At 75.0% G+C, this 14,548-nt stretch carries 12 protein-coding genes; 4 read left to right on the top strand and 8 right to left on the bottom strand.

Translation table 11 applies throughout. The features are described 5' to 3' along the window. Window positions 1–48: 48 nt before the first annotated feature. Window positions 49–633: a TetR/AcrR family transcriptional regulator gene (locus ZF1_RS02095; protein WP_357438542.1), complete on the bottom strand. Its 585-nt coding sequence runs from the start codon at window positions 631–633 to the stop codon at window positions 49–51. A gap of 222 nt (window positions 634–855) precedes the next feature. Between ZF1_RS02095 and ZF1_RS02090 the strand changes: the two genes are divergently transcribed. The 3 genes from ZF1_RS02090 to ZF1_RS02080 all read left to right on the top strand — a co-directional run bounded on the left by ZF1_RS02090 (window position 856) and on the right by ZF1_RS02080 (window position 5,369). Continuing rightward, the gene (locus ZF1_RS02090) at window positions 856–1,911 is read left to right on the top strand and encodes a threonine aldolase family protein (protein WP_073575938.1); all 1,056 of its coding nucleotides are present in this window, start codon (window positions 856–858) and stop codon (window positions 1,909–1,911) included. Between the two features lie 354 nt (window positions 1,912–2,265). Further along, complete coding sequence (locus tag ZF1_RS02085) at window positions 2,266–3,222, top strand: ATP-binding cassette domain-containing protein (RefSeq protein ID WP_357438544.1); 957 nt, start codon at window positions 2,266–2,268, stop codon at window positions 3,220–3,222. Beyond that, the gene (locus ZF1_RS02080) at window positions 3,219–5,369 is read left to right on the top strand and encodes a YhgE/Pip family protein (RefSeq protein WP_357438547.1); all 2,151 of its coding nucleotides are present in this window, start codon (window positions 3,219–3,221) and stop codon (window positions 5,367–5,369) included. Before ZF1_RS02085 ends, ZF1_RS02080 begins: the two co-directional genes overlap by 4 nt. A gap of 7 nt (window positions 5,370–5,376) precedes the next feature. Here ZF1_RS02080 and ZF1_RS02075 read toward each other — a convergent pair whose 3' ends face one another. From ZF1_RS02075 to acs, 7 genes are all read right to left on the bottom strand, one after another. Then, a complete protein-coding gene (locus tag ZF1_RS02075) occupies window positions 5,377–6,495 on the bottom strand; it encodes an aminotransferase class I/II-fold pyridoxal phosphate-dependent enzyme (protein ID WP_357438679.1) in 1,119 nt (372 codons plus the stop codon). A gap of 166 nt (window positions 6,496–6,661) precedes the next feature. After that, window positions 6,662–6,871 (bottom strand): hypothetical protein, encoded by a 210-nt coding sequence (locus ZF1_RS02070; protein ID WP_139282823.1) that lies wholly within the window; start codon window positions 6,869–6,871, stop codon window positions 6,662–6,664. 198 nt (window positions 6,872–7,069) lie between these two features. Continuing rightward, window positions 7,070–8,338, bottom strand: a complete 1,269-nt coding sequence (gene purD, locus ZF1_RS02065) for a phosphoribosylamine--glycine ligase (protein ID WP_357438550.1) — start codon at window positions 8,336–8,338, stop codon at window positions 7,070–7,072. 50 nt (window positions 8,339–8,388) lie between these two features. Continuing rightward, complete coding sequence (locus ZF1_RS02060; protein ID WP_357438553.1) at window positions 8,389–9,339, bottom strand: alpha/beta fold hydrolase; 951 nt, start codon at window positions 9,337–9,339, stop codon at window positions 8,389–8,391. Window positions 9,340–9,345: 6 nt separating this feature from the next. Further along, entirely contained in the window at window positions 9,346–9,867 is a 522-nt protein-coding gene (locus ZF1_RS02055; RefSeq protein ID WP_073575814.1) for a phage holin family protein, read from the bottom strand. A 133-nt stretch (window positions 9,868–10,000) separates the two neighbouring features. Next, window positions 10,001–10,426, bottom strand: coding sequence for an alternative ribosome rescue aminoacyl-tRNA hydrolase ArfB (arfB, locus tag ZF1_RS02050; protein WP_357438556.1), 426 nt, complete (start codon window positions 10,424–10,426; stop codon window positions 10,001–10,003). A gap of 74 nt (window positions 10,427–10,500) precedes the next feature. Next, a complete protein-coding gene (gene acs / locus ZF1_RS02045; RefSeq protein ID WP_357438558.1) occupies window positions 10,501–12,477 on the bottom strand; it encodes an acetate--CoA ligase in 1,977 nt (658 codons plus the stop codon). A 336-nt stretch (window positions 12,478–12,813) separates the two neighbouring features. On the opposite strand from acs, the gene ZF1_RS02040 reads away from it, so the two are divergent. Then, window positions 12,814–13,566 carry an oxidoreductase gene (locus ZF1_RS02040; protein WP_208823431.1) on the top strand — a complete coding sequence of 251 codons (753 nt, stop codon included), beginning with the start codon at window positions 12,814–12,816 and terminating at the stop codon, window positions 13,564–13,566. Window positions 13,567–14,548 lie beyond the last annotated feature (982 nt).

The following is a 14,548-nucleotide window of genomic DNA, read 5'->3' as shown; positions in this document are numbered from 1 at the left end:
GCGATGATAATGGCTGGTGGGGGCCCTGTGACCGGCGGGAGCGCGGCCTCACACCCGGGGCAGGGACTCCAGCACCTCGTGGAGCGCCTTCCGGCCGACCGCGCGCGGGTCGGGGTCGGCCTCGATCAGCGCGGTGAGCACGACGCCGTCGACGAGCGCGGTGAGCCTGCGAACCTCCCCCGGCCCCGGGCGACGGCCGGTCGCGCGGGTGAGCGCCTCGTCGAGCAGGGCGTCGAACTCGACGCGCTGGGCGCGCAGCAGCCCGGCCAGGAACGGGCGCCGGCCGGACCCGATCAGCCGCTCGAACCGGCCCAGGACGGCGTCGAGGCCGTCGGTGCGCGAGCGCGGCCCGAGGAGCAGGTCGAGCACGATCTCGGCCGGGTCGTCGCGCCGGGCGAGGCAGTCGTGGGCGTCGGCCAGCTCGGTCTGCGCGAGCCGGTCGAGCGCGGCGGACACCAGGTCCTCCAGCGAGGAGAAGTAGTAGGTCGTGGCCGCCAGCGGCACCCCGGCGCGCTCGGCGACGGCTCGGTGCCGGATCGCGTCGAACCCGCTCTCGGCGAGCAGCTCCGCGGCCGCCGCGACGAGCAGGGCGCGGCGACGCTCACCCTTCTCGGTCTGCTTCGGGGCCGCCATCGCCACATAGTGCCAAGACGGGGCCCGTCCGGACGAGTGAGATACCGGACTCGACGCCCAGGTCGGACGGGGTGACCGTGACCGTTTCGTGACCCTGCCGTTCTCACCGCCGCGGGGATGGAACACACTGGTGGTGTGCGTCCGTCACCCAGAAGCCGCTGGTCACCGCGCGGTGGTGCGCGCGGGGCGGCGGCCGCCCCGGCCCCCGGCGAGCCCGTCGACCTGCGATCGGACACCGTCACGCTGCCGACCGAGGCGATGCGCCGGGCGATGGCCGAGGCCGAGGTCGGTGACGACGTGCTCGACGGCGACCCCACCATGCGCGAGCTGGAGGAACGGGTCGCCGGCCTGCTCGGCGCCGCCGACGCGCTGTGGACGCCCACCGGCTCGATGGCGAACCTGATCGCGCTGATGAGCAGGCTCGGCCGCGGTGACTCCTTCCTCGCCCCCCAGGGCGCGCACGTGCTCGACTTCGAGCTGGGCACGGCCGCGTGGCTGGCCGGCGGGATGCCGCGGCCGCTGCCGCACGACGCGGGCCCCGGCAAGGTCACCGCGTCCGCTGTGCGCCGGGCCGCCGCCGACGACGGCTTCTACGCCTCCCTGCGCCCGGTGCTGCTGTGCCTGGAGAACACCCACAACTCCGCGGGCGGCACCGTGACCGCACCGGAGGAGCACGCCTCCGTCGCCGCCGCGGCGCGGGCCGCCCGGCTCTCGGTGCACCTCGACGGCGCCCGGCTGTGGAACGCCGCGGTCGCGCTCGGGGTCCCGCCGGGCGCGCTGACCGTCGGCGCCGACACGGTCGCGGTGTGCCTGTCCAAGGGGCTCGGCGCGCCGGTCGGGTCGGTCGTCGCGGGGTCGGCGGAGTTCGTCGAGTACGCCCGGCGGCTGCGCAAGATGCTCGGCGGCGGCGTCCGGCAGGGCGGGGTGCTGGCCGCGGCCGGGCTCGTCGCGCTGGAGGACATCGACCGGCTCGCCGAGGACCACGACCTGGCGACGCGGCTCGCCGCCGGACTGCGCGAGCGCGGCTGGCGGGTCCGCGAGCCGCAGACCAACATCGTGCTGGTGGACGTGGCCGACGTGCGCGGCACGATCGCCGCGTTCGCCGAGGCCGGTGTCCGCGCCGGCGCCATCGCGGGCAAGCTGCGGCTGATGACCCACCGCGACGTCGGCGACAAGCACATCAAGGCGGCGCTGGACCGGATCGGCGAGGTCGGCCCGTCCAGCACCGGCTCCCCCGGCGGCCCTGCGCCGCTGCCCCGCACCGCCCTCGGCGGCTGAACCCCCGGTCCCACCCCGCGCCGCCCTCCGCCGGCGCTCCGGGTCGCCCTCCGTCCCCGGCACCGGAGCGCCCGGGCCGGGCGCTCCGGACGTCGCTCGTCGCCGCCGTCACAGTGTCGCGCCGGGTCAAGTCACTGTCGTCCGAGGTCAAGTCGGCCCGCACGATCGGGTCCACACTGGGCGACGGCCGGACGCCGGAGCAGGCGTCGGCCTAGGCTTCCGCCGCCGTCGCGCCCGTGCGTACGCACCGCCGGGCGCCGGTGGCTCCGACCCACGACCGGCGCCGGTGAGCTGCGCGGACCCGCGATCGCCGGGTGTCGTGCGGCCCGGGGCGCCCAGGACAGCAGGACCGTCATGACCAGCTCCGCCCCCTCGCCCGCTCCCGATACCGAGGCCACCGCCGTCCCCGAGGGCGCCCCTGCCCCCGAGGCCGCGCTCGTCGCCGAGGGCGTCGCCGTCGACGGCACCCACGGGGTGTTGCTCGCGTCGACCTCGCTGCGCACCGTCCCCGGCTCAGTGCTGCTGGTCGCGGGCACCCCCGGCTCCGGGCACACCGCGCTGGCGCTGGCGCTGGCCGGGCGGATGCGGCCCGACCACGGCACCGTCACCCTCGACGGCGACGACGACCCGCGCCGCCTGCGTCGCGCCGTCGCCGTCGTCGACACGCCCGGGGTCAGCGAGCCGGAGCCGGTGCTGCCGCTGCGGACCGTCGTCGGCGAGGAGCTGGCGATGGCCGGGCGCGGCACCACCCCGCGGGCGGTGACCGAGTGGCTGGGCGCGCGGGGCGCGCAGACCTGGGTGCGCTCGCGGTTCGAGGACGTGCCCGCGCCCGTGCGGATCGGGCTGATGACCGCGCTGGCCGCGTCCCGGCCCGGGGTGCGGGTGCTCGTGCTGACCGCGCCGGACCGGCACGGCGGCACCCCGGTGACCTGGTGGCAGGTCGCCTCCGAGCACGCCCGCGCCGGGTTCGCCGTCGTCGTGACCTGCACCGAGGGGTCGGCGGCGCTGCTGGGGGTGCCCGCGGTGCGGCTCGGCGGGGGCGACGCCGGCGCGCTGCCGGAGCCCCCCGGGCGGCACAGCAGGCCCGAGGACCCGACGGGGCCGCTGACCGTCGTCGCACCGCAGGGGGCCGACGACCTGCCCCAGGGCTGGACCCGGCGGCTGCTGCGCCGCCGCCCCGCCGGGACCGCGGACGCTCCGCCGCCCGACACCGGGGAGCCCCCGCGGGACGCGGGCACGGCGATCCTGCCCGGGCCCGACCTCACCCCCGGGACCACCGACGGCGACGAGAGCACGGAGCGGACCTCATGAGCGCGATCAGGATGGCGATCAGCGAGCTGCGGCGGATCACCGCCGGGCGGCTGCCGGTCCTGGCCGTGCTCGCGCTGCTGATGATCCCGATGCTCTACGCGGGCTTCTACCTCTACGCCAACGGCGACCCCTACTCCCGCCTGGACCAGGTGCCCGCCGCGCTCGTCGTCGACGACGCGGGCGGCACCGACGCCGAGGGTAAGGCGCAGAACGTCGGCCAGGACGTCGCGACGGAGCTGACCGACTCCGGCTCGTTCGACTTCCACCGGGTCTCGGCCGCCGAGGCCGACCGCGGTGTCCGCGACAACGTCTACACCTTCGCCGTGACGATCCCGCGCGACTTCACCGCGGCCCTGCAGTCCTCCGGCGAGTTCACCCCGCGCCAGGGGATCCTCGTGCTCACCACCAACGACGCCAACAACTACCTGGCCCGCACGATCGCCGACACCCTCACCACCCGGGTCCGCGAGTCGGTCGCCAAGGAGGTCGGGACGCAGGCCGCGGACCGGTTCCTCACCGGCTTCTCCACCATCCACACCAGGACCCAGGAGGCCGCGGACGGCGCCGGGAAGCTCGCCGACGGCGCGGCCACCGCCCACGACGGGGCCGCCCGGCTGGCGTCCGGCGCCGGTGAGCTGGCGACCGGGCAGCGGACGCTCCTCGACGGCGCCCAGCAGCTCGCCGGCGGCGCGGGCGAGCTCGCGACCGGGGCCGGGACCCTCGCCACCGGGGCGGGCACCGCCGCGTCCGGCGCGGACCGGCTGTCCGCGGGCGCCGGGGAGCTCGCGACCGGGCTGGGCACCCTGCGCCAGGCCACCGCCGACCTGCCCGCGCAGTCGCGGCGCCTCGCCGACGGCGCCCGCCAGGTCGCCGACGGCAACGCGCAGCTGGCCGCGGCCGGGGACCGGGTCGCGCAGGAGAGCGCCCGGCTGGCCGACCAGCTCGACGCCGCCGACGGCACCATCGCCGCGAACCTGCGCGAGCGCGGGTTCACCGACGAGCAGGTGCAGCAGGCCCTGGCCGCGCTGTCGACCGCGAAGCAGCCGCTGGTCGACGGCAACGCCCGCGTCCAGCAGGTGTCCGGGCAGCTCGACCGCCTCGGTTCCGGCGCGGGGCGGGTCGCCGACGGCGCCGAGCAGCTCGCCGCGTCGGCCCCGCAGCTCAGCAGCGGCATCGCGAGCGCCGCCGACGGCGCCGGGACCCTGCGCGACGGCGCGACCGAGCTGTCCGGCGGCGTCCGGAAGCTCTCCGACGGCGCCACGCAGCTGTCCACCGGCGCCACCGCGCTGCGGACCGGGGCGGACCGGCTCGTCGCCGGGGAGCGCACCGCGGTCGACGGGACCGACCGGCTCGCCGACGGGGCGCGCCGGCTCGACTCGGGCACCGGTGAGCTCGCCACCGGCGCGACGCGGCTGCACGACGGCCTGGCCTCGGGCCTGGACGACATCCCGAACCCGGCCCCGGGCGTCCGGGAGGCCACCGCCGCGAACATCGGCGACCCCGTCGCCACCCGCGACGTCGCCTACTCCCAGGCCGACACCTACGGCGCCGGGCTGGCCCCGTTCTTCATGGCACTTGCCACCTGGATCGGCGGCTACGTGCTGTTCCTGCTGGTCCAGCCCCTGTCCCGACGGGCGATCGCGGCCGGGCAGAGCCCGCTGCGGATCGCGCTGGGCGGCTGGATCCCGGCCGGCCTGCTGGGAGTCGTGCAGGTCACCGGCATGTACGCGGTGGTGTCGCTGCTGCTGGGGATCACCCCGGTGCACCCGTTCGCGACGCTGGCGCTGCTGTGGCTGACCTCGATGACGTTCACCGCGATCGTGCACGCCCTCAACGCCCTGCTCGGCGCGGTCGGGCAGTTCCTCGGGCTCGTCCTGATGGTGCTGCAGCTCGTCTCGGCGGGCGGAACGTTCCCGTGGCAGACCATCCCCGGGCCGCTCTACCCGGTGCACCACGTGATGCCGATGGGCTACGCCGTCGACGCACTGCGCCACCTGATGTACGGCGGTGAGCTGGCGGGTGTCGTCGGGACGGCGGTGCCGGTGCTGCTGGCCTGGTTCGCCGGGGCGCTGGCGCTGGCGACGTTCGCGGCATACCGCAAGCGGGTGTGGACGGCGACGGCGGTGAAGCCCGAGCTGGTGCTCTGAGGCCGGCTCAGACCCAGGCCCGCAGTCGCTCCAGCGCCTCGGTGATGCCCTCGGGCGTCCCGGCGCCGGAGAAGCGGATGTAGGCGCCGCCGTCGACCGGGTCGAAGTCCTGCCCCGGTGCGACGGCGATGCCGGTGTCGGCGAGCAGCCGGTAGGTCAGGGCCATCGAGTCCTCGCCCTCGCGCAGCAGGTGCGCGATGTCGGCGTAGACGTAGAACGCGCCGTCGGCGGGGGCGAGCCGGGTGATCCCGAGCCCGCGCAGGCCGTCGAGCAGCAGGTCCCGGTTACGGCCGTAGCGCACGACGTGGGAGTCGGCCTCGGCGTAGCTCGCCTCGTCGAACGCGGCGAGCGCCGCGTGCTGGGGCAGCGCGGGCGGGCAGACGGTGAAGTTGCCGGCCAGCCCCTCCACGGTGCGGCGCAGCCGCGGCGGGCACACCAGCCAGCCGAGGCGCCAGCCGGTCATCGAGAAGTACTTCGAGAACGAGTTGACCAGCACGGCCTCCCGCGAGGTCTCCCAGGCGCTGCTCGTCGCGGGGCTGCCCGGGAACGTGATGCCGTGGTAGATCTCGTCGCTGACGAGCTGGATGCCACGCTCCTCGCAGTACGACGCGAGCGCCGCCAGCTCGGCGGGGTCGAGGACGGTTCCGGTGGGGTTCGCCGGGCTGGCCACGATCAGGCCCTTCACCGGCTCGTCGAGCGCCTCCAGCATCTCCACGGTGGGCTGGAACCGGGTCGCCGGCCCGCACGGCAGCTCGACGACCTCGCAGCCCAGCGCGGCGAGGATGTTGCGGTAGCAGGGGTAGCCGGGGCGGGCCATGGCGACGCGGTCACCCGCGTCGAACGCGGCGAGGAAGGCCAGCAGGAACCCGCCGGAGGACCCGGTGGTGAGCACGACGTCGCCCGGGTCGACCTCCAGCTCCCGGGCGCGCCGGTAGTGCCCGGCGACGGCCTCGCGCAGCTCCGCGATGCCGGGGGCGACGGTGTAACCGAGCACCTCCGACTGCACCGCGGCGACGGCGGCCGCGCGCACGGGTTCCGGCGCCGGGGTCGACGGCTGCCCGGCCGAGAGGTTGATCAGGTCGCCGTGGGTGCGGGCCCGTTCGGCGGCGGCCGCCCAGACGTCCATGACGTGGAACGGGGCGACGGCGGCACGGGCGGCGACGGTCAGGCGGGTCACGCCGCCGAGCCTAGGCGGCGGCCCGGCACGGGACCGGACCGCGCGCCCGGGCGGGAGCCCACTCCCGGGCGCGCGGTCGGTCACGAACCGGGGCGGGCGCGGGGCCCGCCCGGTGTCACTCGGCCTCGAAGCCCAGGGCGTCGACGACGGCGCCGATCTGCGCGTCGGTGTCGGCGACGGTGTCGTCGAGGTACTCGGCGACCGGGGTCAGCTCGGCCGCCTGCGCGGTGCCGGTGAGCGCCAGGGCGGCGAGCGGCGCGGCGACGACGCCACCCACGAGGGCGAGGGCGCGACGACGACGGGCCTGCTGGGGAGCGTGGGCCATGGTGATCCTCCTGTGGTTCAGGGACACGGGCTGTGTCCCTGTGCCACAGGACGATTCCTCGACGAACCGGTGGAGATCAAACCCTGGTGTCCGGTTTTACCGGCTCTTCATGATCATCGAACAATGAGGTACGGAGGGCCAGGTCAGGCCATTCGGACTATGGGGGTTACGCCATACGGTGGTAACGCCCGCGCAACATCAGGCCTGCGCGACGGGCACGCTGACCTCTCCGCGCTCGGCCTTCAGCCCGATGTCGGTGCGGTGGTGCGAACCCGCGAGGCGGACCGGCTCCAGCCGGGCGTAGGCCTCGGCCCGGGCGGCGGCGAGGTCGGAGCCGGTGCCCACGACCGACAGGACGCGCCCGCCGGAGGAGACGACCGCGCCGTCGTCGCGGCGACGGGTACCGGCGTGCAGCACGCCCTCCCCGTCGGCGCCGCTGATGACGTCACCGAGCCGCGGGGTGGCCGGGTAGCCCTCCGCGGCGACGACGACCGTCACCGCCGACCCGTCGGCCCACTCGATCGCGGGCTGGTCGGCGAGGGCGCCGGTCGCGGTGGCGAGCAGCAGCTGCGACAGCGGGGTGCGCAGCAGTGCCAGCACGGCCTGGGTCTCCGGGTCCCCGAAGCGGCAGTTGAACTCGATGACCGCGGGGCCCTGCGAGGTCAGCGCGAGACCGGCGTAGAGCAGCCCGGTGAACGGGGTACCGCGGCGCACCATCTCCTCGGCGACCGGCGCGACGACCCGGGCGACCAACTCCTCGGCGAGGTCCTCGCCCGCCCAGGGCAGCGGGCAGTAGGCGCCCATGCCACCGGTGTTGGGGCCGGAGTCGTCGTCGCCGACGCGCTTGAAGTCCTGCGCGGGCAGCAGCGGCACCACGGTGGCGCCGTCGACGAGGCAGAACAGCGACGCCTCGGGCCCGTCGAGGAAGGACTCCAGCAGCGCCGGGTGGCCGGCGTCGAGCAGCCCGAGGGCGTGCGCGCGGGCCACCTCGATGTCGCCGGACACGACGACGCCCTTGCCCGCGGCCAGCCCGTCGTCCTTGACGACGTAGGGCGGGGTGAACACCGACAGCGCGGTGTCGAGGTGCGCCGGGTTGTCGACGACGACCGACGAGGCCGTCGGCACCCCGGCCGCGCTCATGACGGCCTTCGCGAACGCCTTGGACCCCTCGATCCGAGCCGCCTCGGCGCTCGGACCGAAGCAGGGGATGCCGGCCTCGCGCACCGCGTCGGCCGCACCGTTGACCAGCGGGCCCTCCGGCCCGACCACCACCAGGTCCGCCTGCCAGGTCCGCGCCACGTCGACGACGGCGCCGTTGTCGGTGACGTCGAGCCCGAGCTGCTCGGACACCGCGGCCGTCCCCGCGTTGCCCGGGGCGACAGCGAGCGCCGTCACCTCCGGGTCCTGCGCCAGAGCCACGGCGATGGCGTGCTCACGCGCACCGCTTCCCACGATCAGGATCCGCACGGTGGCCGAGCGTATCCGTGCACGTCGGACAACGGGGAACCGGTGTCCGCTCAGCCGTCGCAGCGTTGCAGGTGGGCCCCGATCAGCGCGGTGACGTGGGTGGGGTGCTCCTGCTGCGGGAAGTGCCCGGTGGCCGGGAGCGTGTGGTGGGTCAGCCCGCCGCCGGCGAACCGCTCGTCGCCGCGCATGGTGGTGTCGAGCACGCACGGGTCGTCGGCGCCGTGCACCTGCAGCACCGGCACCCCGACCGGCCGGGAGAGCTCGCGGGCGAACCGGCGGCCGTCGGGGCGCACCTGGGAACGCATCGACCAGCGGTAGTACTCGAGGCTGCAGTGGGCGACGGTGGAGATCCGCATCGCCTCCGCGTTGCGGGCGACGGCGTCGCCGAAGTCGGTGGTGGCGACCCACTCCGGACCCGCCCACGCCCGCATGATCCGCCCGACCCGGGCGCCGCCGTCGGCACGCAGCGAACGCTCCGGCAGCCGCGGCAGCTGGAACCCGGCCATGTAGCGGCTCGCGCGACCCTGCCCGAGCGGGTCGCGCAGCACCGCGTCACGCATCACGACCGGGTGCGGCGCCCCGAGCCCGGTGAGCGAGACGACCAGCCGCGGGTGCAGCGTCGCCACCGTCCAGCCGATCGCGGCACCCCAGTCGTGCCCGACGACGTGGGCACGCGGCTCCCCGAGCGCCCGGATCAGCCCGGCGCAGTCACCGGCGAGGGTCCACAGGTCGTAGCCGCGGGGGGTCTTGTCGGTGTCGCCGTAGCCGCGCAGGTCGGGTGCGACGACCCGGTAGCCGGCGTCGCCGAGGGCGAGGAGCTGGTGGCGCCAGGTCCACCAGAACTCCGGGAAGCCGTGCAGCAGCACGACCAGCGGGCCGGTCGGCGGGCCGTACTCGGCGAGGTGGATGCGGATGCCGTTGGCCGACACCGCACGGTGCGTCCACGGACCGGGCACCCGGACGACCGAGGGGTCGGGCGGGGTACCGGTCGCCGCGGACACGCCGGATCAGCCCGCGGCGGCGTGCCGCCCGGAGGTGCCGTCGGCGATCTCGCGGACGTTGTCGCGGTCACCGCGGTGACCGCGCTGGGCGAGCACCTGGGCGGAGTCCTTGAGCGAGTCGATGGTGCGCTCGGGCTTGCGGATCTTGCGGACCCGCAGGTAGCCGAGGAAGCCGAACAGGCCGGCGACGAGCAGCATGAACAGGAACGTGATCCCGAAGCCCGCGGCGCGGTTGAGCCACAGCGACAGGAACTCGGCCAGGGTGAAGAACAGGTAGAACAGGCTGAACAGCCCGACCACCGCCGCGATCACGAAGAAGACGCTGCCCTGCACGCCCTTCTTCACCTCGGCCGTGACCTCGGCCTTGGCGAGCTCCACCTCCGACCGGACCAGGGTGGAGAGGTGGGTGGTGACGTCCTTCGCGAGGGCACCGAGGGACGCGTCGCGCGGCCCCGGCTCGTTGGTGAGCGGGATCGAGGGCAGGACCGGCGGAACCTCCGCGTTGCCCGACTGGCTGTTGCTGGCCACCGTCTTCCCTCCTGCTGGTGCACTCGCCTACCCGGGGCGCTGGGGATCCCCCGGACGGCCGTCGTTCGGTGAGCCGCCATCGTGCCACGGGGCCCGGCGACCCGCTCGGCTGCGCCACGCCGGGGACACGGCCTCACTCGTCCGGGCGGCCGCGCAGTTTCTTGATCTGACCGCGCCGGTTCTTGGCGGCGAGCCTGCGACGCTGCGAACCGCGCGTCGGACGGGTCGGGCGACGGGTGCGCGGGCCCGCCGCGGTCGCCTCAGCGAGCAGGGTCGCGAGCCGCCCGCGGGCGGCCTCGCGGTTGCGGAGCTGGCTGCGGTGCTCGGAGGCGACGACGGTCAGCACGCCGTCGACGAGCCGGTTCGCCAGCCGTGACAGGGCGCGGTCGCGCAGGTCGTCGGGGACGCTCGGCGAGGCCGCGAGGTCGAAGGACAGCTCCACCCGCGAGTCGGTGGTGTTGACGCCCTGCCCACCGGGCCCCGAGGCACGGGAGAACCGCCAGTGCAGCTCGCGGGCGGGCACGACGAAGCCCCGCCGCACCTCGATCGGGTCGTCCACACCGACCAGTGTCGCCGATCGGCCCCGGGCCCCGTGCGGTGAGCACGGGACCCGGGGCCACCGGGACCGGAGGGTCAGTCCTCCTTGGACTCGCTCATGCCGGACGAGATCAGGTCCATCACCGACGAGTCGGCGAGGGTCGAGACGTCGCCGACGTCCCGGTTCTCGGCGACGTCGCGCAGCAGGCGGCGCATGATCTTGCCGGAGCGGGTCTTCGGCAGCTCCTCCACGACCAGGATCTGGCGCGGCTTGGCGATCGGGCCGATCTCCTTGGAGACGTGGTCGCGGAGCGCCTTGATGGCCTCCTCGCCCTTCGCCTCGTCCTTCGACGCGCTCCCGCGCAGGATCACGAACGCGACGATCCCCTGGCCGGTGGTCTCGTCCGAGGCGCCCACGACCGCGGCCTCGGCGACCGTCGGGTGGCTGACCAGCGCCGACTCCACCTCGGTGGTCGAGATGCGGTGCCCGGAGATGTTCATGACGTCGTCGACGCGGCCGAGCAGCCAGATGGCGCCGTCGTCGTCGTACTTGGCGCCGTCACCGGCGAAGTAGTAGCCCTGCTCGGCGAAGCGGGACCAGTAGGTGTCCTTGTAGCGCTCGGTGTCGCCCCAGATGCCGCGCAGCATCGACGGCCACGGCTTGTCGAGGACCAGGTAGCCGCCCTCGCCGTTGCCGACCGGGGTGCCGGTGTCGTCGACGACCGTGGCGGAGATGCCCGGCAGCGCACGCATGGCCGAGCCCGGCTTGGTCGCGGTGACGCCCGGGAGCGGCGCGATCATCTGCGAGCCGGTCTCGGTCTGCCACCAGGTGTCGACGATCGGGCAGTTCTCCTTGCCGATCTTCTCCCGGAACCACATCCAGGCCTCGGGGTTGATCGGCTCGCCGACCGTGCCGAGCACCTTCAGCGAGGACAGGTCGTACTTCGCGGGGATGTCCTCGCCCCACTTCATGAACGTGCGGATCAGCGTCGGGGCGGTGTAGTAGATCGAGACCTTGTACTTGTCGACGATCTCCCAGTGCCGGCCCTCGTGCGGGGTGTTCGGCGTGCCCTCGTACATCACCTGCGTGGCGCCGTTCGCGAGCGGCCCGTAGACGATGTAGGTGTGCCCGGTGACCCAGCCGATGTCGGCGGTGCACCAGTAGACGCTCTCGCCCGGCTTGTGGTCGAACACCACGTTGTGGGTGTAGGCGGACTGCGTGAGGTAGCCGCCGGAGGTGTGCAGGATGCCCTTCGGCTTCCCGGTGGTGCCCGAGGTGTAGAGGATGAACAGCGGGTGCTCGGAGTCGAAGGACTCCGGGGTGTGCTGGTCGGAGGCACCGTCGACGGCGTCGTGCCACCACACGTCGCGACCGTCGGTCCACGGCACGTCGCTCTCGGTCCGCTTGACGACGAGGACCTTCTCGATCGAGGTGCCCTCGACGGCCTCGTCGGTGTTCTCCTTCATCGGTGCCGGCTTGCCGCGGCGGTACTGGCCGTCGCTGGTGATCAGCACCTTGGCCTCGGCGTCCTCGATGCGCGCCTTGAGCGCGCCCGGGGAGAACCCGCCGAACACGACGCTGTGCAGCGCGCCCAGGCGGGCGCAGGCCAGCATCGAGAACACGGCCTCGGGGATCATCGGCAGCTGGATGGCGACCCGGTCGCCCTTGCCGACGCCCAGCTCGGTCAGCGCGTTGGCGGTCTTGGAGACCTCGCGCTGCAGGTCGGCGTAGGTGATCGTGCGGGAGTCGCCGGGCTCGCCCTCCCAGTGGATGGCGACGCGGTCGCCGTTGCCCTCCTCGACGTGCCGGTCGGCGCAGTTGTAGGCGACGTTGAGCTCGCCGCCGACGAACCACTTCGCGAAGGGGGGCTCCCAGTCGAGGACCCGGTCCCACTTCGTCGTCCAGTGCAGACGGTCCGCCTGCTCGGCCCAGAAGCCCTCGCGGTCGGCATCGGCGCGGTCGTACCACTCGGCGGTGGCGTTCGCCTGCGCGGCGAACGCCTCCGGCGGAGGGAACGACCGGCTCTCGGTGGAGAGTGCGCTGAGCGCAGAGCTCTTCTCGGACTCGGCCATGTCCTCGTGTCCTCCTCGACGCGGCGGGTCACTTCGGGCCGGTGTGGCGGCCTCGGTCGCACTCGGTGTGCGCACACGTGTGCTGTACGACGCTAGTGAAACGTCGTGGCCCGTGCACCGTCTGTCGGGACAGGTAGGGACAGGACACGACGGCTGCACCTGACCGTCCGCGCAGGTCGGGGGCCGCTCCCCGGTGCGTCACGGGGATTCGCGGGACCCCCGGCGGTGGACGGACGGACGTCCGGCGGTCGGTGGATCACCACGACCGGTCGCCGAGCGGTCCGCACCGCAGGGGTACTACCCGACGGTAACCCACGGGTTGGGACGATGACGCCCATGGCCCGCCCCGCAGCAGCCGATCCGCTCGCCCCGCTCGCCGCCCTCCCCGGCGTCCCCGAGGCGGTCTCCCGCGCCCGCGACGCGGCCACCGAGGTGCACAACCAGCCGGTCAACCGGCGCGGCTGGCCCGCGACGGCGGCCGAGGCCGCCCTGCGCGCGGCCCGCTCCTCCGCCGCGGTCGACGGTGCCCCGCTGCGGCCGGTCACCGCCGACCACGTCTCGGACCCGGTCCTCGCCGGCGCCGTCCGGATCGCCGACGAGCGCGCGAAGCTCCTCGACACCTGGGGGCGCGCACCGCTGCAGGGGCTCGCCCGGCTGCACGTGCTGGCCGCGGGCGACCTCGTGCCCGCCGCCGAGCACGAGCAGGTGCTGGGCAGGCCGCGCCCGGCGACGTCGGGACGGCTCGCGGCGCTGGCCGACCTGATCGGCGGGGGCACCTCCGTGCCGGCACCGGTGCTGGTCGCCGTCGTGCACGGCGAGCTGCTGACCCTGGCCCCGTTCGGCACCGCCGACGGCGTCGTGGCCCGGGCCGCGGCCCGGCTGACCGCGATGTCGACCGGGCTGGACCCGCGCGGTCTGTCGGTGCCCGAGGTGGGGTTCCTGCGCCGCACCGCGGAGTACCGGGAGGCCGCGGCGGCGTTCGCGTCCGGGACGCCCGACGGTCTGGCCCGCTGGATCGTCCACACCTGCGCGGAGTGGGAGGCGGGCGGCCGGGAGGGCCTGTCGATCGCCGCCGCGCAGTCCGGCTGAGCCCCGCACTCGGCACGGGCCTCGCGCGCCCTCGGTCGAGCCGCTGCACCCCGGTCGAGGCGCTGCCCCCGGTCGGGCTCCCGCACTCCAGCCGGGCTCGAACACGACAGAGCCGGGTGGCGCCCCGAGGGGCGCCACCCGGCCCGACGTGGGAACCGGCGTCCTGGCGTGCACTACGTGTCGTGTTGTGCGGCCTCGGCGCCCGGCGTCCCGGTTCGCAGGCCCACGACGACATGCCTCCCGCGGCGTGCTCGGCGTGGACGTGATCCGGTTCCCACGTACGGAGCCCGGTCAGGGGAGACGCCTCTTCTCCTCCGAGACGCCCCTGGCCCGGCCGGGGTCCGTGCCTCCTTCGTAGACCCGGAACGTGATGCGGGCAACCCTCGCACCGGGATGCACCGGTTCAGCAGCACAGGGTGACCGTCGACGGCCGCCGGGTGGGTGCACGACGACGCCCGGTCGGCGGTCGCGCGCGGCATCCGGGCCGCTTTCCGGCCCGACACCGTCGGCGCCGGGTCGCCCACCGCTACTCGCACTGCTACCCGCACCGCCACCGCGCTGCCCGCATGGCCACCCCGCTCCCCGCACCGGCACCGCGCTGCCCGCACGGCCACCCCGCCACCCGCACCGGTACGGCCGGCCGGCTCGCACCGGCACGGCCGGCCACGCCGCACCGGCCGGATTCCGCCACCGAGCCGCACGGCTCCGTCGATCAGTGCATCAGCGCTGTCCGACGGCGGTCGGGCAGCAGTCGTGCACTGATCGACGGTCGCTCCTCGGGGCGCTCCGCACCGTCCCGCGCCTCGCCCCCCCGGCAGTCCGCTCACCGCGTGTCGATCAGTACACGAGCGTGCTCGCAGGCTGCCCGGACAGCATCGGCGTACTGATCGACGGTCGCGACGCGGTCGGGTCCGCGGTGGTCGCGGCGGGGACGGGCGGGGGGGCGCCGGACGAGCCGGGCAGCGCGCCGCTCGGCTCGTCC

The sequence above is a fragment of the Pseudonocardia sp. ZF1 genome (assembly GCF_056835605.1).
The sequence above is the reverse complement of the archived record's forward strand: the minus strand, read 5'-3'. Positions and strand labels throughout refer to the sequence as shown.

Excerpts from the sequence above, each read along its gene's own strand:
- ZF1_RS02095 (WP_357438542.1), bottom strand. The coding sequence starts at position 633 with ATGGCGGCCCCGAAGCAGACCGAGAAGGGTGAGCGTCGCCGCGCCCTG.
- ZF1_RS02085 (WP_357438544.1), top strand. The coding sequence starts at position 2,266 with ATGACCAGCTCCGCCCCCTCGCCCGCTCCCGATACCGAGGCCACCGCC.
- ZF1_RS02080 (WP_357438547.1), top strand. The coding sequence starts at position 3,219 with ATGAGCGCGATCAGGATGGCGATCAGCGAGCTGCGGCGGATCACCGCC.
- ZF1_RS02075 (WP_357438679.1), bottom strand. The coding sequence starts at position 6,495 with ATGGACGTCTGGGCGGCCGCCGCCGAACGGGCCCGCACCCACGGCGAC.
- ZF1_RS02070 (WP_139282823.1), bottom strand. The coding sequence starts at position 6,871 with ATGGCCCACGCTCCCCAGCAGGCCCGTCGTCGTCGCGCCCTCGCCCTC.
- acs (WP_357438558.1), bottom strand. The coding sequence starts at position 12,477 with ATGGCCGAGTCCGAGAAGAGCTCTGCGCTCAGCGCACTCTCCACCGAG.
- ZF1_RS02040 (WP_208823431.1), top strand. The coding sequence starts at position 12,814 with ATGGCCCGCCCCGCAGCAGCCGATCCGCTCGCCCCGCTCGCCGCCCTC.